17 protein-coding genes are annotated in these 18,848 nt (G+C 63.3%); 8 read left to right on the plus strand and 9 right to left on the minus strand.

What is annotated here, in order from left to right; translation table 11 throughout:
* Positions 1 to 77: 77 nt before the first annotated feature.
* Entirely contained in the window at positions 78 to 1,580 is a 1,503-nt protein-coding gene (gene proP / locus LOY53_RS11555) for a glycine betaine/L-proline transporter ProP (RefSeq protein ID WP_027593503.1), read from the plus strand.
* Positions 1,581 to 1,622: 42 nt separating this feature from the next.
* On the opposite strand, the gene LOY53_RS11560 is transcribed toward proP, so the two are convergent.
* From LOY53_RS11560 to LOY53_RS11575, 4 genes are all read right to left on the minus strand, one after another.
* Positions 1,623 to 2,324 (minus strand): YoaK family protein, encoded by a 702-nt coding sequence (locus LOY53_RS11560; protein ID WP_252823850.1) that lies wholly within the window; start codon positions 2,322 to 2,324, stop codon positions 1,623 to 1,625.
* A gap of 2 nt (positions 2,325 to 2,326) precedes the next feature.
* Positions 2,327 to 2,956, minus strand: a complete 630-nt coding sequence (locus LOY53_RS11565) for a riboflavin synthase subunit alpha (protein ID WP_252823851.1) — start codon at positions 2,954 to 2,956, stop codon at positions 2,327 to 2,329.
* Positions 2,957 to 3,039: 83 nt separating this feature from the next.
* Complete coding sequence (gene treS, locus LOY53_RS11570; RefSeq protein ID WP_258704035.1) at positions 3,040 to 5,106, minus strand: maltose alpha-D-glucosyltransferase; 2,067 nt, start codon at positions 5,104 to 5,106, stop codon at positions 3,040 to 3,042.
* Between the two features lie 250 nt (positions 5,107 to 5,356).
* Positions 5,357 to 6,274 (minus strand): LysR family transcriptional regulator, encoded by a 918-nt coding sequence (locus tag LOY53_RS11575; protein WP_027593499.1) that lies wholly within the window; start codon positions 6,272 to 6,274, stop codon positions 5,357 to 5,359.
* 120 nt (positions 6,275 to 6,394) lie between these two features.
* Here LOY53_RS11575 and LOY53_RS11580 point away from each other — a divergent pair, with 120 nt between their 5' ends.
* The 3 genes from LOY53_RS11580 (at position 6,395) to LOY53_RS11590 (ending at position 9,102) form a co-directional block, all read left to right on the plus strand.
* Positions 6,395 to 7,153: a 5-oxoprolinase subunit PxpA gene (locus tag LOY53_RS11580; protein WP_099454349.1), complete on the plus strand. Its 759-nt coding sequence runs from the start codon at positions 6,395 to 6,397 to the stop codon at positions 7,151 to 7,153.
* A 93-nt stretch (positions 7,154 to 7,246) separates the two neighbouring features.
* On the plus strand, positions 7,247 to 8,134 hold the full coding sequence (locus LOY53_RS11585) for an allophanate hydrolase subunit 1 (RefSeq protein ID WP_027593497.1): 888 nt from the start codon (positions 7,247 to 7,249) through the stop codon (positions 8,132 to 8,134).
* A complete protein-coding gene (locus LOY53_RS11590; protein WP_027593496.1) occupies positions 8,131 to 9,102 on the plus strand; it encodes a biotin-dependent carboxyltransferase family protein in 972 nt (323 codons plus the stop codon). The genes LOY53_RS11585 and LOY53_RS11590 overlap by 4 nt, the downstream gene beginning before the upstream one ends.
* A gap of 27 nt (positions 9,103 to 9,129) precedes the next feature.
* On the opposite strand, the gene LOY53_RS11595 is transcribed toward LOY53_RS11590, so the two are convergent.
* Both LOY53_RS11595 and LOY53_RS11600 read right to left on the minus strand, forming a co-directional pair.
* Entirely contained in the window at positions 9,130 to 9,996 is an 867-nt protein-coding gene (locus tag LOY53_RS11595) for a TIGR03915 family putative DNA repair protein (protein WP_252823855.1), read from the minus strand.
* Positions 9,987 to 11,207 (minus strand): putative DNA modification/repair radical SAM protein, encoded by a 1,221-nt coding sequence (locus LOY53_RS11600; RefSeq protein ID WP_027593494.1) that lies wholly within the window; start codon positions 11,205 to 11,207, stop codon positions 9,987 to 9,989. Before LOY53_RS11600 ends, LOY53_RS11595 begins: the two co-directional genes overlap by 10 nt.
* A gap of 156 nt (positions 11,208 to 11,363) precedes the next feature.
* Here LOY53_RS11600 and mqo point away from each other — a divergent pair, with 156 nt between their 5' ends.
* The 3 genes from mqo to LOY53_RS11615 all read left to right on the plus strand — a co-directional run bounded on the left by mqo (position 11,364) and on the right by LOY53_RS11615 (position 15,063).
* Positions 11,364 to 12,944, plus strand: a complete 1,581-nt coding sequence (gene mqo / locus LOY53_RS11605) for a malate dehydrogenase (quinone) (protein WP_252823857.1) — start codon at positions 11,364 to 11,366, stop codon at positions 12,942 to 12,944.
* Between the two features lie 276 nt (positions 12,945 to 13,220).
* Positions 13,221 to 14,267, plus strand: coding sequence for a class I SAM-dependent methyltransferase (locus LOY53_RS11610; RefSeq protein WP_027593492.1), 1,047 nt, complete (start codon positions 13,221 to 13,223; stop codon positions 14,265 to 14,267).
* Positions 14,268 to 14,367: 100 nt separating this feature from the next.
* On the plus strand, positions 14,368 to 15,063 hold the full coding sequence (locus tag LOY53_RS11615; protein ID WP_258704036.1) for a tRNA (adenine(22)-N(1))-methyltransferase TrmK: 696 nt from the start codon (positions 14,368 to 14,370) through the stop codon (positions 15,061 to 15,063).
* A 1-nt stretch (position 15,064) separates the two neighbouring features.
* Here the strand turns inward: LOY53_RS11615 and LOY53_RS11620 are convergent, their stop codons facing one another.
* Complete coding sequence (locus LOY53_RS11620) at positions 15,065 to 15,328, minus strand: DUF2790 domain-containing protein (protein ID WP_027593490.1); 264 nt, start codon at positions 15,326 to 15,328, stop codon at positions 15,065 to 15,067.
* Positions 15,329 to 15,453: 125 nt separating this feature from the next.
* Between LOY53_RS11620 and LOY53_RS11625 the strand changes: the two genes are divergently transcribed.
* Entirely contained in the window at positions 15,454 to 16,386 is a 933-nt protein-coding gene (locus tag LOY53_RS11625) for a LysR family transcriptional regulator (RefSeq protein WP_252823861.1), read from the plus strand.
* 73 nt (positions 16,387 to 16,459) lie between these two features.
* On the opposite strand, the gene LOY53_RS11630 is transcribed toward LOY53_RS11625, so the two are convergent.
* Both LOY53_RS11630 and LOY53_RS11635 read right to left on the minus strand, forming a co-directional pair.
* A complete protein-coding gene (locus LOY53_RS11630; protein WP_258704037.1) occupies positions 16,460 to 17,611 on the minus strand; it encodes an acyl-CoA dehydrogenase family protein in 1,152 nt (383 codons plus the stop codon).
* A 16-nt stretch (positions 17,612 to 17,627) separates the two neighbouring features.
* Positions 17,628 to 18,698: an enoyl-CoA hydratase/isomerase family protein gene (locus tag LOY53_RS11635; RefSeq protein ID WP_252823864.1), complete on the minus strand. Its 1,071-nt coding sequence runs from the start codon at positions 18,696 to 18,698 to the stop codon at positions 17,628 to 17,630.
* Between the last annotated feature and the right edge of the window lie 150 nt (positions 18,699 to 18,848).

Here is an 18,848-nt window from a genome sequence, read left to right on the forward strand (position 1 = left end):
AAATTTACTAAGCGCTGAATTATTTTGTGTCCCTTTGTCTCTGATGCCATAGAGCATTCAGTGACAAGGAAATGGGCATGAAATCTCGCAAGAAAAGCGTCAAGCCAATTGGCTTGAAAGATATCACCATCGTCGACGACGCCAAGATGCGCAAAGCGATCACCGCTGCCGCGCTGGGCAACGCCATGGAGTGGTTCGACTTCGGCGTTTATGGCTTCGTCGCCTACGCGCTCGGCAAGGTGTTCTTCCCCAACGCCGACCCCAGTGTGCAAATGATCGCCGCCCTGGCGACGTTCTCGGTGCCGTTCCTGATTCGCCCGCTGGGTGGGTTGTTCTTCGGCGCCCTGGGCGACAAGTTCGGCCGGCAGAAAATTCTCGCCGCGACCATCGTGATCATGTCGTTGAGCACCTTTGCCATCGGCTTGATACCGTCCTATGCCACCATCGGCATCTGGGCGCCCATCCTGCTGTTGCTGGCCAAGATGGCCCAGGGCTTTTCGGTGGGCGGTGAATACACCGGGGCGTCGATTTTCGTTGCCGAGTACGCACCCGACCGCAAACGCGGCTTCCTCGGCAGCTGGCTGGATTTCGGCTCGATCGCAGGCTTTGTGCTCGGCGCAGGTGTGGTGGTGTTGATTTCCACCGTGCTGGGCGAGGAGAAGTTCCTTGAGTGGGGCTGGCGTCTGCCGTTCTTCCTGGCCCTGCCGCTGGGCATCATTGGTCTCTACCTGCGCCACGCACTGGAAGAAACACCGGCGTTCCAGCAACACGTCGAGAAGCTCGAACAGGGCGACCGCGAAGGCCTGGCCTCCGGCCCCAAGGTGTCGTTCAAGGAAGTCGCCACCCAACACTGGCGCAGCCTGGTGACCTGCATTGGCGTGGTGATCGCCACCAACGTCACCTACTACATGCTGCTCACCTACATGCCCAGCTACCTGTCGCACAACCTGCATTACAGCGAAGACCACGGGGTGCTGATCATCATCGCGATCATGGTCGGCATGCTGTTCGTGCAACCGATCATCGGCCTGCTCAGCGACAAGTTCGGCCGCCGGCCTTTCATCATGGTCGGCAGTGTCGGCCTGTTCGCGCTGGCCATCCCAGCCTTCATGCTGATCAACAGCGGCGCGCTCGGGCTGATCTTTGCCGGGCTGTTGATCATTGCCGTGCTGCTGAACTTCTTCATCGGCGTGATGGCGTCGACGTTGCCGGCGATGTTCCCCACGCATATCCGCTACAGCGCGTTGGCCAGTGCCTTCAATATCTCGGTGCTGATCGCCGGGCTTACCCCGACCTTGGCGGCCTGGTTGGTGGAAAGCACGGGCAACCTGTACATGCCGGCGTACTACCTGATGGTGATCGCGGCCATCGGCCTGATCACGGGCCTGACCATGAAAGAGACCGCCAACAAGCCGCTGCGCGGCGCAGCGCCTGCCGCGTCGGACATCGATGAAGCGCGCGAGCTGCTGCAGGAGCACCACGACAACATCGAGCAGAAGATCGAGGACATCGACACGCAGATCGCCGAGCTTGAGGCCAAACGCAAATTGCTGGTGCAGCAACATCCGCGCATCGATTAAGGGACGGGCCGAAGGTTTTTCGGCGCTAGCCGCAGCGTTTGATTAACGCGGCATGTAGCCGCGTTGCCATGAGCGCGGAATGAACCGTGTCACCAGGGCCAGCAGGCACGCCAGCGCGCAACTGCCTGCCAGCGCCTGCAGGCCCAGTTGGTGCTCAAGCCAGGCGCCCAGTGCGGCGCCCAGCAGCATGCCAGCCCAAGGCACCAGCTGTACCCGCCAGCCATTGCGCCGTTCGCCCAGCAACCAGCGCCCCAAGCCGCGGCCGAAGCGGGACAGGGCGCCGGTGACGTAGGTCAGGCCGATCGGCAGGCCATTCACTTGTTCGACCACAGCATTGATCATGCCCATCGCCAGCGTCGCTGCCAGCAGCGCCGGAAAGGTCATGGGCAGCGGCCAGGCTGCCGCCATGCCAAGCAGTACGGCGACCATCAGCAGCACCGGCCAGGCGCGGCGTCGGCAGGCCCGGGCCAGTATCACCCCCAGCGCGTTGCCTGCGACAAAGCCGAGCACCGCGCCACTCAGGCGCAGCACCATGGCCAGGTCCGCCTCGCTGATGGCCACTGCCAGACGGGTAGTGTTGCCACTCATGAACGACACGAAATCACCCAGCGCCAGCAGGCCGATAGCATCGGTCATGCCGGCCAGTACCGACAGCGCGGCGACCAGCCCCAGGCCCACGCGACCGCGCAGGGCCTGCAGCTTCAGCCGTCGTGCGTTGCGGGCGGGCAGTGCGTTGGGCAGCATGCTCAGCGCAGCAGTGTTTCGCGGGCCAGCGTGCCCTTGAGCGTTCGCTCGACCACATCGACCAGTACCATGGTCTGGTGGTCCACTTCGATGTTGAGCAGCTCGCCAGCCTTGTAGTGGGCGAAGGTGGTCTGGCGCAAGGTCTCGGGGATCAGGTTGATGGTGATGACATTGTCATCGACATCGGCGACGGTCAGGCTGCAACCGTTGACCCCCAGGAAGCCGCGGGGGAATACGTACTTGGCCCATTGCGCTGGCATGCGGAAACGGATGAACGCACCGGTCTCTTCGATCACCTGTTCGACGATCTCGGCGGTGGTGGCGATGTGCCCGGCCATCAGGTGGCCGCCAACCTCGGCGTTCATCTTCGCCGAGCGCTCGATGTTCACGCCTTGGCCGGCCGTCAGGCAGCGCAGGTTGGTGCGTTCGAGGGTGGCATTCATGGCGTCGAACTTCACCTGGGTGCCGTCGATCTCGGTGACTGACAGGCACGTGCCCTCGACACTGACGCTGGCGCCGATCTTGAGGTCGTCGAGCAGTTCAGGGGTGAGGTCGACGGTGAACTGCCGGTGGCCTGGGTAAGGGGTCACAGCAAGCAGCGGGCGAACGGCCTGGACGATGCCGGTGTACATGGAAATTGCTCCTGGGCACGGGAAAATGAAGTCCCCCGGAAACTATGCCTCTGAAGCGGTAAAAGCAAGGCGGACGCTGCCCCTCAAACATGCCCGCTGCTGTTCACGATGCGCAGGCACAGCGCCTCGTACGGCTCCAGGTTGACCATCAAGCGCCCATCTTCGGTCAAGTCCCCCTCGACCGTCTCGTTGATCATGTCCACCACCGTTCCCGGTGTGAAGCCGGTCAAGAGCAGCTCCTCGGCAATGACCATCTGGCCAAAGTTCAGTGCGCTGATCTGGATGCCGCGCCCCGCTGGTAGCTCGTGCACCATCACCAGCAACCCAGGGCTGCTGACCTCGGGCACTAGCACTTGGCGGCTGGTGGCGATGCCATAGGCCTGGCGCACGGCCAGCAGTTTTTTCACCTTGCTGGCGAACGAGTCGCTGTTCTCGAGCTGGCTGTCGAGGCTGCCGTAGAGCGCCCGCGCCCGGGGCATGCCGCGCACCGACGCCTCGGCGTCGGGGGCGAGCCCGGCCAGGTCGTAGCCGCCACGGTGGATCCAGCGGGTGTCGCCATCGAGCATCCGTTCGGCCACCACCTCGGCAGGCAAGGGCAGGGCGCCGACCAGGTCCCAGCCGGACAGTGCGACAACGCCGGGCTGCATGGCGTTGTACATCACCAGCAGCAAGTGGATTTTCTGAATGCGCTCGATATCCGCTGCGTCGATCTGCTCAAGGTCGCGGATACCCAGCGCGGCGGTGATCAGGCTGGCGGTGGTGCAACTGATGCCATTGGTGACGAAGCGCAAGTTGTAGGGGGCATGTTCGCCAGACAGGCGCTCATAGATTTCTTCGCGAATGTGCTCACGCAAGATACTGCCAGGCAGGGTTTGGCCCTTGAACAGGTACATGTCGTGGGCATGCAGGGTCCAGAAGTGCACCAGTTCGACGGTCAGCTCGTCATGGTTTTGCAGGGCGTGGATCAAGGAAGCCGGGTCGATACCAAACGCGTGCATCTCCTTGAGCATCAGGCGCAGGAACTCGGTGTCGCCGGTCAGCAGTGCATGCTGGTAGGCGGGGCGGGTGATGAAGTCATAGGACAGATCGGCGCCGCCTGTGGACATCTGGGCAATGTCGTCGATTGTCAGGTTAAGCTCCTGAAAGCTGAACCCGCCCGCCTTGCGAATCATGCCGCCAATCAACTGGTTGCCGACGATCGACAGCGGGTGGCTTTCGGACCAGGCGGTGCCCTGGGGCCGAGTTTCCACCCCGAGAAAACCATTGGCATCCAGGCGCAGGCCACGCGCGCCCAGGCAGTCCAGCGCATGCAGGGCATCCCCGATGATCATCTGCTGGGCGGCGAAGGTTGGGTCGAGCCAGTTGAGCGAGGGCTGCCCTTCCTTGAAGTAGTGCAGGTACACCCAGCGCCGGGTCTTGCCATCGACGCCGGTGATGGGCGGGGTGACGCTCCAGTCGGTCTCCTTGACCCCAGGCTCGAAGAAGATCACCCGCTGCAACTGGCCGACGATGTAGTGGCGGGCCTTGAGCTCGTCGCACACGGCCGGCAACAGGTTGACCGCATCACGGCCTGGCGGCACCTCGGGCAGCAGCGACCAGTCTTCCTCGCGCACTTCGACCATGTGGTAGAGCCCAGGGTAGGCCCCGTGGGCCAGCTCAGCCAGGCGGAAGTCGGCACCTTTGCCGGTGTGCGAGGGGATCAGGTCATCGATGGTCACAGCGTTGTGCGCAGCGGCCATGCGGCTCATCTGGATCAAGTCCTGCTCGCTGCCGTAGAGCGGGTCGATGTCAAAGCTGATGCGGTCGAAGTTACCGTCCACGCTGGGGGTGAATTCGCGGCCACGCACGCCGCCGGACTGTTTGATCGGGCCAGTGTGCACGCCTTGTATGCCAATCTCCGACAAGCGCTTCCACAGCGCCTCGTGGGCCAAGGCCGCCAGCACCGAGCCGCCCTCCGGGGCAATGATGGCGTCGGGGTAGACCGTCAGCCACACCGAGGCGATTTCAGTGGCGCGGCGGGGCTGGGCTTCGGCGTAGGGGTTCTGCCACAGGCGCGATTGCCCCGAATACAGGCGGGCCCGTTCCTGGGAGGCCTTGAGCATGGAACGGTCTTCGAGCCACTTGATGTATGACGGGTCGGGTTGGGTCATCTCGCGTCCTCTCTGCGTGTCGGCACCGGCCACAGTTATGACGGCGTTGCAGGCGGAACGTTCGGCGTGAAACGCGGTGGCTGCAATCTTCAAGCTTGCTTCGCCCCAGTGGGAGCAACTGTCTTGTGGTGCTTGTTTGGCGTCATCGCCGGCAAGCCAGCTCCCACAGGTGCGGCGCTAGACTTGGAGGCTACACAGTTCGGGTGGGAGCCGGCTTGCCGGCGATTGGGCTGCAAAGCAGCCCCCCGGTTCAACGCCGCGCCGACAACTGCTGCGGTGCCAGAAATGCACCATGAAAGTAGTTGCGCAACGCCTGCATCGCCGGGCTGAACGCCCGCTCGCGATGCCAGGCCAGGCCCACGCTCATCGGCGTGACCGGGTCGCTGATGGTCACCGTTTCGATCCGTTTGCCTTCCAGCGACCAGGGCCTGTGCACCAAATCAGAGAGGATCGCCACGCCGCTGCCATTGGCAACCATGCTGCGCACGGCCTCCACCGAGCTGGTCCGCACGCGCACGCTGGGCCGCTGCCCGGCCTGCTCCCAGTAACGCATGGCGCTTTGTTCGGCTTCGTCCACGGTCAGCAGAATGAACGGTTCGCTGGCCACATCGGCCAGGCTCACCGCCGAGCGCTCGCACAGCGGGTGGTGGCCTGGCAGCCACAGCCGGCGCTCGGAGTTGAACAGGGTTTCCGAGACGATATCCGGGTGGGTGAGGTTGGCGGTGAGCACCACGGCCATATCGAAGCGCCCCTCCAGCAGCCCTTGCTCGATCGCGCTGCGCTCCTGCTCGTGCACTTCCAGGGTCACGTCCGGGTGCCAGTGTTCGAGGCGTTGCAGGTGGTGTGGCAAGAAGTAACCAATCACCGTATAGCTCGCCGCCAGGCGCAGCAGGCCGCTGGCGCGCACGTCTGGCAGCGGGCTGTTCAGCGCATCGTCGACGCTGCGCAAAATCACGTAGGCGCGGTTCAGAAAGTGCCGGCCCGCCTCGGTCAGGCTCATGCCTTGGGCCGAGCGCTGGAACAGCAGCACGCCGAGCATCGCCTCGAGTTCCTTGATTGCGGTGGTCACCGCCGATTGGGAAATGTTCAGGTGGATCGCCGCCTGTGAAATCTGGCCGATCTCGGCAGTGGCGACGAAGTAGCGGACCTGGCGCAGGGTCAATGACACGGTTGGCTCCCGGTGTATCTGATTTTCAGAAGGCACCCTATCTGTTTATAGATCTTCCCAAGGGGGTGTGGAAAATCTAACGTGGCTTGCATGCAGTCACAAGTGCCAGGAGATACGTTCATGCAGGTGGTGGATTTCAATTCGGACATGGGGGAGGGCTTCGGCCCGTGGACCATCGGTGATGGCGTCGACAACGAGCTGATGGCTTTTATCAGCTCGGCCAACATCGCCACCGGCTTCCATGCCGGCGACCCCGGCACCATGCGCCGCACCGTCGAGCGGGCCAAGGCGCTGGGCGTCGGCGTCGGTGCACACCCAGGCTTTCGTGACCTGGTCGGTTTCGGCCGCCGGCACATCAATGCCACCGCCCAGGAGCTGGTCGACGACATCCTGTACCAGTTGGGTGCGCTGCGTGAAATCGCCCGTGCGCAAGGTGTGACCTTGCAGCACATCAAGCCCCACGGCGCGTTGTACATGCACCTGGCGCGCGATGAGGTGGCGGCCCGGCTGCTGGTGCAGAACCTGCGCGTGATTGAGCCTCAATTGCTGTTGTACTGCATGCCAGGCTCGGTGATCTGCCGTATTGCCGAAGAACTTGGCCAGCCGGTGGTGCGCGAGTTCTATGCCGACCGCGAGTACGATATGAGCGGCTCCATCGTGTTCACCCGCAACGTACGCGGCTACCAACCCGAGGCCGTTGCCGAGCGCGTGCTGCGCGCTTGCCAGCAAGGCCTGGTGCGCACGGTCGAGGGGCAGGACCTGGCCATCACGTTCGATTCCATTTGCCTGCACAGCGATACCCCCGGCGCACTCGACCTGGTCGAGACAACGCGCAAGGCGCTCGATCAGGCCGGTATCGAGGTGCGTGCGCCGCGCTGAGTTTTACCGGCACCCGGCGCACCTAAGCCGGGGCCGCTGTATCGATTTGATTTCGCCTGCCTTTCTATAAAGATTCCAAGAAAAGGAACAGTCATGGCCGAGCCGGTTGCTTCTACCCCGATCCGCTACAGCTTCGGTGCCGACGAGCACCTGTTTGCCGAAGTCAGTGACAGCATGTCGCTGGAGGCCTTTTTCAAAGGCATGGCCGTCACCCGCGCGGTGGAGCGGCTTGGCCTGGAGGGCGTCCTCGACGTGTGCCTGGCCAACGCGTCGTTCCAGATCCGCTTCGACCCTGACCGTATTGCCCCCGAGGCCCTGCTCGAAGCCGTACGCGGCGCCGAGGCAGAGGCGGTGGCCGAGCGCTCGCTGCACACCCGCATCATCGAAATCCCAGTGCTGTACAACGACCCCTGGACCCACGAAACCCTGATGCGTTTTCGCGATCGCCACCAGGACCCGAGCAGCACCGACCTTGAATATGCGGCGCGCGTCAACGGCCTGGCCGATGTCGAGGCGTTCATCGCCGCCCACAGCGGCGCACCCTGGTTCGTGTCGATGGTCGGCTTTGTCGCCGGCCTGCCGTTCATGTTCCAGATGGTCGAGCGCGAGCGGCAACTGCAGGTGCCCAAGTACCTGCGCCCACGTACCGACACACCCAAGCTGACCCTTGGCCATGGTGGTTGCTTCGGTTGCATCTACTCGGTGCGCGGGGCGGGGGGCTACCAGATGTTTGGCGTCACCCCGGCACCGATCTACGACCCGCAGCAGACGCTGGCCTACCTCAAGGCGCACATGGTGTTCTTCCGCCCCGGTGACATCGTGCAGTTCAAGCCGATCGACCGCCGTGCCTATGACCAGGCGGTGGCGGATGTGGAAGACGGTTGCTTCAACCTGCGCATTCGTCCGGTGGCGTTCTCCCTGGATGCCTTCCTCGCCGACCCGGTCGGCTACCCCAAGACGCTGCAGGAGGTGCTGGCATGATCAAGGTACTCAAACCCGGCCTGGCCACCTCGGTACAGGACCTCGGCCGCGAGGGCTATTACCACCTGGGCATTCCGCCTTCCGGGGCGCTCGACCAGTACGCTTTGAGCGCAGCCAACCATCTGGTCGGCAACCCGGCAGGCGCCGCGGGGCTTGAATGCGCGCTGGTGGGCCCAGAACTTGAGTTCCAGCAGGATGCGCTGGTGGCGGTGTGCGGCGCGCAGATGCCGGCATTGCTCGACGGCCGTGAGCAGCGCCCCGACACCGCGTTCGCGGTCAGGGCAGGGCAGGTATTGCGCTTCGGCTTCCCCACGGCAGGTGCCCGGGCGTACCTGGCCGTCGCCGGCGGTATCGATGTGCCCGAGGTGCTCGGCAGCCGATCGACTTACGCGCTGGGGGCCTTGGGGGGGCACCATGGGCGAAAGTTGCTGGCAGGCGATGTGCTGCCAGTCGGTGTGCCCAGCGGCAAGACCCGCGCCGGCGCAAGCCTGCCGATGGCGTTGCGACAGTCGCTGGGTGGCGAGGTGGTGTTGCGGGTGGTCCCAGGCTTGTATTTCCATCGCCTGACCGACGCAGCAGCGCAGCGCTTCTTTACCGAGGCGTGGACCGTCGGCTCCGAGGCAGACCGAATCGGCTACCGCTACAAAGGCGGCAGCCCATTGAGTTTCCAGCCGCGTGAGCAGCCGTTTGGCGCCGGCTCGGACCCCTCGAACATCGTCGACAGCTGCTACCCGATCGGCTCGATCCAGGTGCCGGCGGGTCTGGAGCCGATCATTCTGCACCGCGATGCGGTGTCCGGCGGTGGGTACGCCATGATCGGCACGGTGATCAGTGCGGACCTGGACCTGGTCGGGCAGATGCAGCCTAATCAGCAGGCGCGGTTTTTGCCGGTGAGCCTGGAGCAGGCGTTGGAGGCGCGGCGGTCGTACAAGAAGAAGCTGGGGTGTGTTGCCAGGCTGTTTGGCTGAGTGCTGGGGCGGGATCTTGCTTGCCCGTTATCGGTCAGAGGATTTCGGTATTCTCTGGCCGTTCTCGTTTATTTGCTTCCCCCGCTGCGCAGCCACCTCCAGCGCCTGCCCATCCCGCTGCTTACCCTGGCGCGCCAGGCCTTCGAGCTGGGGTATCAGCATCCCTTCCGGCAAATGCCGCCAGAACCGCCCCGGCATGTGCAGGCGCAGCGCGTCCGGGTTGAGGCGGGCGGGGTTGAAGGTGTGGCGATAGTAGGTGCGCCACAGCTCGGCGCCGGGGTCGTCGGCATTGCGTGCCCATTGCCGCCACTCGTCAGGGCAGGTACGCCGGTAGTCGAAGGCCTGGCCGTCGAAGCGGATAGCGTCGGCAGGGGTCGCGATCAACCAGCGTTGCCGGCCCAGGCGGTCGGCGAAATGCGCACTGGCACTGTGCAGGATGTCGTGGGCGGGTTCGTAATAGGCGACCAGGTCCAGTTGCAGCTGCTGCGCCAACGCTTCGGGTAGCGGCACGAAGCGTACGAAGGCATGCAGGTGATGGGCTTCACGGCTGACCTGTTTGATGCGCCGGTGCAATTCGCTGCCCAGGCGATCGCCGGCCAGCATCGCGGTGCGGTCACCATGGGCCACCCGCCAGAGCACTTCGTACAGCAGGTTCCAGCGTTGCTCGCCGCGGTAGCAGGCTGCCTGCTCCAGCTGGCTCAGTAGGGCTGCCGGCACTTTGCCGCGAAACGGGCCGGGGCCTTGGGGCAGCGGTGCAGGGGTGGCCAGCAGATCATCGATCGGGCCTTGTGACCAGGTGACGTCGGCTGGGTCTATGCCATGGCCGAGCAACGTTCGGGCTTGGTCACGCCAGGTGGCGAAGCGGTCATCGCAGTCGAGCGCGATCATCCCCATAACCCCATTTGCACCGGTGCCTGGGGTTCGCGCAGGCGTTCGCGCAGCAGGCCGCTGCGCAGCTCGGCCTGGGCCGGGCGGTAATCACTGGTGACGATGAATGGGCGCGCTTTGTCCAGCACGCAGCGCAGTTGAATCAGGTCGTCGTAGCGGATGCGCCGCTCTCGTCGCAGCGCCACCAAACGCTGCACGCTGCGCAGGCCGATGCCCGGGATGCGTGCCAGCAGGGCCGGCTCGGCGCGGTTCACATCCAGCGGGAAGACCTCACGGTTGGCCAGCGCCCACGCAAGCTTAGGGTCGATGTCCAGCGCCAGGTTGCCGCTTTGCGCCAGCAGTTCGCCGGCCTTGTAGCCATAGCCACGCAACAGGAAGTCGGCTTGGTACAGGCGGTGTTCCCGCAGCAGCGGCGGCGCTGCCAAGGGCACACTGTCGGGGCTGTCGGGGATCGGGCTGAAGGCCGAGTAGTAAACGCGCTTGAGGCCGTAGCCCTGGTACAAGGACTCGGCATTGCGCAGCAGGGTGCTGTCGTCGGTGGCGTCTGCGCCGACGATGACCTGGGTGCTTTGCCCGGCCGGGGTAAAGCGCGGCGCCTTGGGTTCGTTGGCCACGGCTTGCTGGCCGTGGTGGATGACTGCCATGGCCTGGCGGATGGTGTGCGCGTGTTTCTCAGGGGCCAGGCGCTTGAGGCTGGCGTCGGTTGGCAACTCGATATTGACGCTCAGGCGGTCGGCCAGGCGCCCGGCTTCTTCGATCAGCAGCGGGTCGGCATCGGGGATGGTCTTGAGGTGGATGTAACCGCGGAAGTTGTGCTCCTCGCGCAGCAGGCGTGCCACGCGGATCAATTGCTCCATGGTGTAGTCGGCCGAGCGGATGATGCCGGAGCTGAGGAACAGACCGCTGATGCAGTTGCGTCGGTAGAAGTCGAGGGTCAGGCGCACCACCTCTTCTGGTGTAAAGCGCGCCCGCGGCACGTTGCTGGAGCGCCGGTTGACGCAGTACTGGCAATCGTAGAGGCAGAAGTTGGTCAGCAGCACCTTGAGCAGCGATACACAGCGCCCGTCCGGGGTATAGCTGTGGCAAATGCCCATGCCATCGGTGGCGCCCAGGCCTTCGCTGCCGCGCGAACTACGCTTGGGCGCACCGCTGCTGGCGCAGGAAGCATCGTACTTGGCGGCGTCGGCAAGAATGCCGAGTTTGGCGATGAGTTGCATGGCGGCTGACTCGAAACACTGAATATTCATACAGTATTTTGAGAATGCCCTGATTGCAAGCCCCATCGATGAAGGCCGTGGATCAATGCCCGAGTAAATCCGTCAGCTAAGCTTGTGCTGGACTTACGGACAGCAACGAGGCGCGCGGGAGAGGACATGAAAATCACCAACGAAGCGAAGCGGGCGCTGGCCGGCCTGGCGCTGGCCATGGGGTTGGGCGCAGTCATGCTCAACGCCCAGGCCGTTGAAACGAAAAAGGTCGATGTACTGCTGGTGGGCGGCGGCATCATGAGTTCGACCCTGGCTATCTGGCTCAACGAGCTGGAGCCCGGCTGGTCGATGGAGATGGTCGAGCGCCTGGACAAGGTGGCCGAAGAAAGCTCGAACGGCTGGAACAACGCCGGTACCGGCCACTCGGCCTTGGCAGAGCTGAACTACACGCCAGAGAAAGATGGCAAGATCGACATCAGTAAGGCCGTGGAGATCAACGAGTCATTCCAGATCACCCGCCAATTCCTTGCCTGGCAGGTCAAGCAGGGCGTGTTGAAAAACCCCCATTCCTTTATCAACACCACGCCGCACATGAGCTTCGTTTGGGGCGACGACAACATTCGCTTCCTGAAGAAGCGTTATGAGGCGTTGCAAGCCAGCCCGCTGTTCAAGCCCATGCAGTATTCCGAAGACCACGAACAGATCCGCAAATGGGTGCCCTTGATGATGGAGGGCCGCGACCCCAATCAGAAACTGGCCGTGACCTGGACGCCGATCGGTACCGACGTCAACTTTGGCGAGATCACTCGGCAGTATGTGGGATACCTGCAGACTCGGCCTAACTTCGACCTCAAGCTGTCGAGCGAGGTACAGGACATTACCCGCAACGCCGACGGTTCCTGGCATGTCGAGTACAAAAACCTGAAAGATGGCAGCCAGGCGGCCACCGATGCCAAGTTCCTGTTCATTGGCGCCGGCGGCGCGGCGCTGCCCCTGTTGCAGAAGTCCGGCATCGATGAAGCCAAGGACTACGCCGGCTTCCCGGTCGGTGGTTCGTTCCTGGTCACCGACAACCCGGCGATTGCCCAGCGCCACATGGCCAAGGCCTATGGCATTGCGGCGACCGGCGCGCCGCCGATGTCGGTACCGCACCTGGACACCCGCGTCCTTGATGGCAAGCGCATGATCCTGTTCGGGCCATTTGCAACCTTCTCGACCAAGTTCCTCAAGCAGGGCTCGTTGCTCGACCTGTTCGCCAGCGCCAGTGTTCACAACGCCTGGCCGATGGTGAGGGTAGGTGTACGTGAGTTCGATCTGGTGCAGTACCTGGTCGGTCAGGTTTTGCAGTCGGACGATGACCGCTTCGAAGCGCTGCGCACCTACTTCCCCGAGGCCAAGAAGGAAGACTGGCGCCTTTGGCAAGCCGGCCAGCGGGTGCAGATCATCAAGAAGGACGAGGCCCAGGGTGGGGTGCTCAAGCTGGGTACCGAAGTGGTCACGTCCAAGGACGGCAGCATCGCCGGCCTGCTTGGGGCCTCACCGGGTGCCTCGACCGCGCCACCGATCATGCTGGATGTGTTGAACAAGGTGTTCAAGGACAAAGTGGCCTCGCCGCAATGGCAAGCGAAGATCAAGCAGATCGTGCCGTCTTACGGCATTCGCCTGAACGAGCACCCGGACAGGGTGCAGCAGGAGTGGACGTATACCAATGAGGTACTGCAGCTGAATCCCCCGTCAGTACCGTAAACAGGGCGAATGCGCTGTAGGAGCAGCCTTGTGCTGCGAAAGGGCCGGTCTGGCTATTGAGGATCTTGTTGCCGCACGGGCCTCTTCGCAGCACAAGGCTGCTCCTACAAAAGCGCGCGCACTCTGCAGGCTGCGCTTGGCAGAATATTGTCCATCTACACTTACACAGCACATCACGGCGAATGTCGTGGTGAGCGAATTAATCACCGGACCACCGCCCCCTCGGACCCGGACTTCCCTCGTTGACGGTGGCCTTCTTGCAGAGGAGGGCAGGTCATGGACGAGGCACGGCTTCACGAATTCATGGGCAAGCTGGTGGGTGACATGGGCGCTGCGGCGACGCTGGCCAATGTCATTCTGGGCGACGAGCTCGGGCTGTACCGGGCGATGGCCGACAGCCTGCCTACCACCCCTGACGCGCTGGCGGCAAAGACCGGCTGCCACCCGCGCCTGGTGCGCGAATGGCTCAATGCCCAGGCGGCGTCGGGCTACATGGTGCATGACAAGGGCAGTTTCGTGCTGCCCGAAGAACAGGCCATGGCCCTGGCACTGGAGGATTCGCCGGCCTACATGGCCGGTGGCGCCGCGGTGGTGGCGGCGCTGTTTCACGACAAGGACAAGCTGGTCGCGGCCATGCGCGGCGACGGCGGGTTGGCGTGGGGCGACCACCACCCGTGCATGTTCAGCGGCACCGAGCGGTTCTTCCGGCCGGGTTATCGGACGTTTCTGGTGGCCGAGTGGCTGCCGGCGCTGGACGGGGTAGTGGCCAAACTGCAAGCGGGCGCCAAGGTGGCCGATGTGGGCTGTGGCCATGGCGCCTCGACATTGGTCATGGCCCAGGCGTTTCCTGCATCGACCTTTGTCGGCTACGACTATCACGGGCCATCCATCGCCACCGCCAACCAGCGCGCCGAAGAGGCGGGGTTGGGCGCGCGGGTGCATTTCCAACAGGCCACTGCTAAAGACTACCCGGGCCACGACCATGACCTGGTGTGTTTCTTCGATTGCCTGCACGACATGGGCGACCCGGTGGGCGCCGCGCGCCATGCCTACCGTGCCTTGAAGGCTGACGGCACGGTGATGCTGGTGGAACCGTATGCCGAAGACTCGCTGGAGGGCAATCTGACGCCGGTAGGGCGCTTGTTCTACGCAGCGTCGACCTTTATCTGCACGCCGAACTCGCTGTCTCAGGAGGTGGGGTTGGGGTTGGGTGCCCAGGCCGGGGAGGCACGGCTGCGGGCGGTGTTCGAAGAGGCGGGGTTCACCCGGTTCCGGCGTGCGACGCAGACACCGTTCAACCTGATCCTGGAGGCGCGTAAATAGCCGCTGCCCTTGCCGCAACCGGGCCATTCGGCTTTTACGCATTGTAATGCCGCGCCCTGATCGTCAGAATCGCGCCCGGTTGTCGAGCAAGGGGCTTACGTTGAACGAACAGACACTCTCCATGCGCCTGGAGCGCGTGGCGGCGCATGTGCCACACGGCGCGCGCCTGGCCGATATCGGCTCGGACCACGGTTACTTGCCGGTAGCGTTGATGCTGCGCGGCACTATCGAAGCGGGCGTGGCCGGTGAAGTGGCGCAGACGCCCTTTGCCTCCGCTCAGCGCAATGTGCGCCGCAATGGCTTGGAAGCACGCATCACCATTCGCTTGGCCGATGGGCTGGAAGCGATCGAAATAAACGACCGGATCTCTGCCGTCAGCCTCTGCGGCATGGGCGGCGACACCCTGTGCGAAATTCTGGAGCGCGGCAAGCATCGCTTGAACGGCACCGAGCGCCTGATCCTGCAACCCAACGGCGGCGAGTGCGCGCTACGGGGCTGGCTAATGACCAATGGCTATCGCATCGTCAGCGAAGAGTTGCTGCGGGAGAACCGCTTCGACTACGAAATCATCGTCGCCGAACCGTGTGAGGCAGTGGCGTATACCGCCGAAGAACTGTACTTCGGCCCACTGTTGATGCGCGAGAAAAGCCCAGCGTTCATGACCAAATGGCAGCGCATGTTGCGTCAGAAGCAGCAGACGTTGGCCAACTTCAAGCGCGCCCGGAATGCGATCCCACAGGAAAAACGCGACGATTTCGCCCGGCAAATCACCTGGATCAACCAGGTATTAGCCTGACTCACTGCTGCGAGCAGTTGCCCATTTCCCGGTAATTGATTTCGCGGGTGTGGCCTTGGTGGTCGACATAGACCATGTGCGCGGTGCCAACCTGGCAATCTGCTGCATTGCTGGCTGGGGTGATGGAGATGACTTTGGCCACATCCAGCGGCATGCCGTATTCGTAGTTGCTGCTGGCAACAGGCTGGTTAGTGCCTGCGTCAGCCAAGGCGCCGAACGAGGCGAGGGCAGCGGTAACGGCAAGCACAGCGATCGAACGTTTCATGGCAGGTTCCTTTTTCGATGTTTTACCAATGATGTATTCGTTGGTGATCCACAATAAATGGGCTAACCCGTGATAGATTCCTGCCTTGAACGTAAGAATAAGATTGAACAAGGAGCCCATCCCTCATGGACATGCTGCATGCCATGCGTACCTTCACCCGGGTGGTGGAGTGCGGCAGCTTTGCGGCGGCTGCCAATGCCCTGGATATTTCAGCGGCGCAGGTGTCGCGCATCGTTGCCGAGCTTGAGAACCAGCTACAGACCCGTCTGCTGCACCGCACCACGCGCCGTTTGCGCATGAGCGAGGCGGGCGAGCGTTTTCTTGAGCGCGCCCGGCAAATCATGTTGTTGACCGAAGAAGCCGTGGGCGAAGCGCGCGGCGCGCACCTCACGCCCCGTGGCCGCTTGCGCTTGCATTGCCCGCACGGCCTGGGCCTGCTGCTGATGCCGCTGGTGGCGGGCTACAACGCGCTGTGCCCGGAGGTGGTGGTCGAGTTGACCCTGTCCCAACGCAACCCCGACCCGCTGGCTGAAGGGCATGACGTGGTGATCACCGTGGACGGTGCCTTGCCGGACTCGCAATTGATTGCGGTGCCGTTGGGCGACATCTTCAGCATCCCTTGCGCGGCGCCCAGCTACCTGGAGACCTTTGGGGTACCTGAGCGGCCTGAAGACCTGCATGATCATCGTTGCCTGCGCATGGCGTATCCGATGTATGAAGGCGACTGGGTATTCCCGCAAGGCGTCGATCAGTGCGTGATCGCGCCGCGAGACAGCTTCCTGACCAACGTCGCCGATGCCATGCTGCTGGCCAGCGAGTTGGGCATGGGCATCGGGCTGTTGCCGTTCTACACCGCCAGCCAGGCCATCGAGCATGGGCGTTTGCGCCGGCTGCTGGCCCCGTATCGCCTACGCGAGTGTGCGCTGTACGCGATCTACCCGTCGCGACACTACCTGGATGCCAAGGTACGTACCTGGATCGACTACCTCAAGGAACAGCTACCCGCGCTGTTCGAGGCCCATGCGCGGATAGTGGATGATGAGCGGTATTGGCGCTGAATCGGGCTGACTTAGCTGAACCTGTGGGAGCCGGCTCCCACAAGTCAGTTGCTCCCACAGATTGGACTGCCCGCTACAGCGGATAGTGCTTGAGCTCCCGCGCAATCAGCATCCGCTGGATCTCGCTCGAGCCTTCGTAGATCTGCGTGATCCGTGCGTCGCGGTAATAGCGTTCCACCGGGTAATCCTCCAGGTAGCCATAGCCACCATGCACCTGGATGGCCATGGAACATACCCGCTCGGCCATTTCCGATGCGAACAGCTTGGCCTGCGAAGCCTCCGACAGGCACGGCTTGCCGGAACTGCGCAAGCGGGCTGCATGCAGGATCAGCAGGCGTGCGGCATTCACCTGTACCTGCATGTCGGCCAGCAGGTTGGCGATGCTCTGGTGTTCGTTGATCGGCTTGCCGAACTGCACCCGATTACGGGAGTAGACCAGCGCGGCTTCGAACGCGGCGCGTGCGATACCCAATGCCTGCGCGGCAATGCCGATACGCCCACCTTCGAGGTTGGACAAGGCGATGGCCAGGCCCTTGCCGCGCTCACCGAGCATATTGGCGGCCGGGATGCGGCAGTTGTCGAAGGTCACCGCGCAGGTATCCGAGGCGCGAATGCCCATCTTGTGCTCGCTGCGGTCAACCTTGAAGCCAGGGTTGTCGGTGGGTACCAGGAAGGCCGACAGGCCTTTCTTGCCCAGTTCCGGGTCGGTCACCGCGAAGACGATCGCCAGGCCCGCTCGGCGAGCATTGCTGACAAACTGCTTGGACCCATTGATTACCCATTCGCCCTCCACGCGTTCGGCACGGGTGCGCAGGTTGTGCGCCTCGGAGCCGGCCTGGGGTTCGGTCAGGCAGAAGCAGCCAATCACCTCGCCCGTGGCCAGGCGTGGTAACCAAGCCTGTTGCTGTTCGGCTGTGCCATAAGCCAGCAACGGGCCGCAGCCCACCGAGTTGTGGATGCTCATCATCGCCCCAGTGGCGCCGCAGCCAGCGGCGATTTCTTCCACGGCCAGGGCGTAGGCGACGTAATCGGTATAGCTGCCGCCAAAGTCTTCAGGCACCACCATGCCGAGCAGCCCCAGCTCGCCCATCTTGCGGACCACGCCATCATCGATCCAGCCGGCTTTTTCCCAGGCCTGGGCATGGGGCGCGATTTCGCCACGGGAAAAGTCCCGGGCCATGTCGCGGATCATGATCTGCTCTTCGCTCAGTTCCAGGTCTTGCATCTGTGTACTCCCGGGCTCACAGGCCTTCGAAGAATTGGTCGATCCGCTGGCGCTCGAGCTCGGCCAGGGTGGGCGGGTTCCAGCGGGGCTGCTTGTCCTTGTCGATGATCAGGGCACGCACACCCTCGATGATGTCGCCGTACTGGAACCACTGGCGGTCCAGGTGCAGCTCCATGGCAAAGCACGCCTCAAGTGCCAGGTGGCGACCGCGGCGCAGCATTTCCAGCGTAACCGCCATGGCCAGTGGCGAGCGGCTTTCCAGCTGGTCGGCGGTTGCCAGGGCCCATGTGTGGCTGTCGCCGATGCTGACGGTGCGCAGTTGCTCGATGATCGCTGGCAGGTCGGGGAGGGCAAAGAAATGGTCGATGACCGGGCGCAGCTTCTCTAGCGGCGCGTCATCCAGCGCCTGAGTGCCGAGCTTGGCCAGCAGGCCTTGCAGGTCCTTGAGCGGGTGGTCGCCAAAGGTCAGGCGGTCCAGGCCCTGGTCGAGTGCGGTGAGTTTATCGCAGGGCACGTGCCAGTCGGCGAGCCCGCAATACAGGGCGTCGGCGGCCTGGATCTGGGTGCCAGTGACACCGAGGTAAGTGCCCAACTCGCCGGGGATGCGTGAGAGGAAATAGCTGCCGCCCACATCCGGGAAATAGCCGATGCCGACTTCCGGCATGCCCAGCCGGCTGCGCTCGGTCACCACCCGCAGGTCACAGCCTTGGGCCAGGCCCATGCCGCCGCCGAGGGTGAAGCCATCCATCAGCACCAGCACCGGTTTGCGGTAATGATGGATGCACAGGTCGAGCGCATATTCCTCGACGAAAAAGTCTTCATGCAGGCGTTCTGCGTTTTTGTAGCTGTCGTGCAGCGAGCGGATATCGCCACCGGCGCAAAATCCTTTAGGGCCTGCACCACGCAGTACCACTGCGCGCACCTGCGGGTCGTCTGCCCATTGGTCGAAGTGCAGGCGCAGGCTGCGCACCATGTCCAGGGTCAGGGCATTGAGGCCGGCGGGGCGGTTCAGGGTCAGGTGGCCAATCTGGTTGCGGACTTCAGCCAAGACATGATCCGTTGCCGAAGTGTAAGCATGCGCGGTCATCGCGTTCTCCCTGCTTTGTTATTGATTTTCCAAGTGAAGTCTGGAGTTCGCTGGAGGATCGCTGGATCCTGTCATGCGAATTTGTCGTGCACAATCGACAAATCTGCAGGGGTGTTCTGCATTTTTGCCTTGTGCTCAGGTTAAGCCTTG

It is taken from the genome of Pseudomonas sp. B21-031, from assembly GCF_024748985.1.
In the GTDB taxonomy this organism is placed as follows: Bacteria; Pseudomonadota; Gammaproteobacteria; order Pseudomonadales; family Pseudomonadaceae; genus Aquipseudomonas; species Aquipseudomonas kermanshahensis.

Excerpts from the sequence above, each read along its gene's own strand:
- proP (WP_027593503.1), top strand. The coding sequence starts at position 78 with ATGAAATCTCGCAAGAAAAGCGTCAAGCCAATTGGCTTGAAAGATATC.
- LOY53_RS11560 (WP_252823850.1), bottom strand. The coding sequence starts at position 2,324 with ATGCTGCCCAACGCACTGCCCGCCCGCAACGCACGACGGCTGAAGCTG.
- LOY53_RS11565 (WP_252823851.1), bottom strand. The coding sequence starts at position 2,956 with ATGTACACCGGCATCGTCCAGGCCGTTCGCCCGCTGCTTGCTGTGACC.
- treS (WP_258704035.1), bottom strand. The coding sequence starts at position 5,106 with ATGACCCAACCCGACCCGTCATACATCAAGTGGCTCGAAGACCGTTCC.
- LOY53_RS11580 (WP_099454349.1), top strand. The coding sequence starts at position 6,395 with ATGCAGGTGGTGGATTTCAATTCGGACATGGGGGAGGGCTTCGGCCCG.
- LOY53_RS11585 (WP_027593497.1), top strand. The coding sequence starts at position 7,247 with ATGGCCGAGCCGGTTGCTTCTACCCCGATCCGCTACAGCTTCGGTGCC.
- LOY53_RS11590 (WP_027593496.1), top strand. The coding sequence starts at position 8,131 with ATGATCAAGGTACTCAAACCCGGCCTGGCCACCTCGGTACAGGACCTC.
- LOY53_RS11595 (WP_252823855.1), bottom strand. The coding sequence starts at position 9,996 with ATGGGGATGATCGCGCTCGACTGCGATGACCGCTTCGCCACCTGGCGT.
- LOY53_RS11600 (WP_027593494.1), bottom strand. The coding sequence starts at position 11,207 with ATGCAACTCATCGCCAAACTCGGCATTCTTGCCGACGCCGCCAAGTAC.
- mqo (WP_252823857.1), top strand. The coding sequence starts at position 11,364 with ATGAAAATCACCAACGAAGCGAAGCGGGCGCTGGCCGGCCTGGCGCTG.
- LOY53_RS11610 (WP_027593492.1), top strand. The coding sequence starts at position 13,221 with ATGGACGAGGCACGGCTTCACGAATTCATGGGCAAGCTGGTGGGTGAC.
- LOY53_RS11620 (WP_027593490.1), bottom strand. The coding sequence starts at position 15,328 with ATGAAACGTTCGATCGCTGTGCTTGCCGTTACCGCTGCCCTCGCCTCG.
- LOY53_RS11625 (WP_252823861.1), top strand. The coding sequence starts at position 15,454 with ATGGACATGCTGCATGCCATGCGTACCTTCACCCGGGTGGTGGAGTGC.
- LOY53_RS11630 (WP_258704037.1), bottom strand. The coding sequence starts at position 17,611 with ATGCAAGACCTGGAACTGAGCGAAGAGCAGATCATGATCCGCGACATG.
- LOY53_RS11635 (WP_252823864.1), bottom strand. The coding sequence starts at position 18,698 with ATGACCGCGCATGCTTACACTTCGGCAACGGATCATGTCTTGGCTGAA.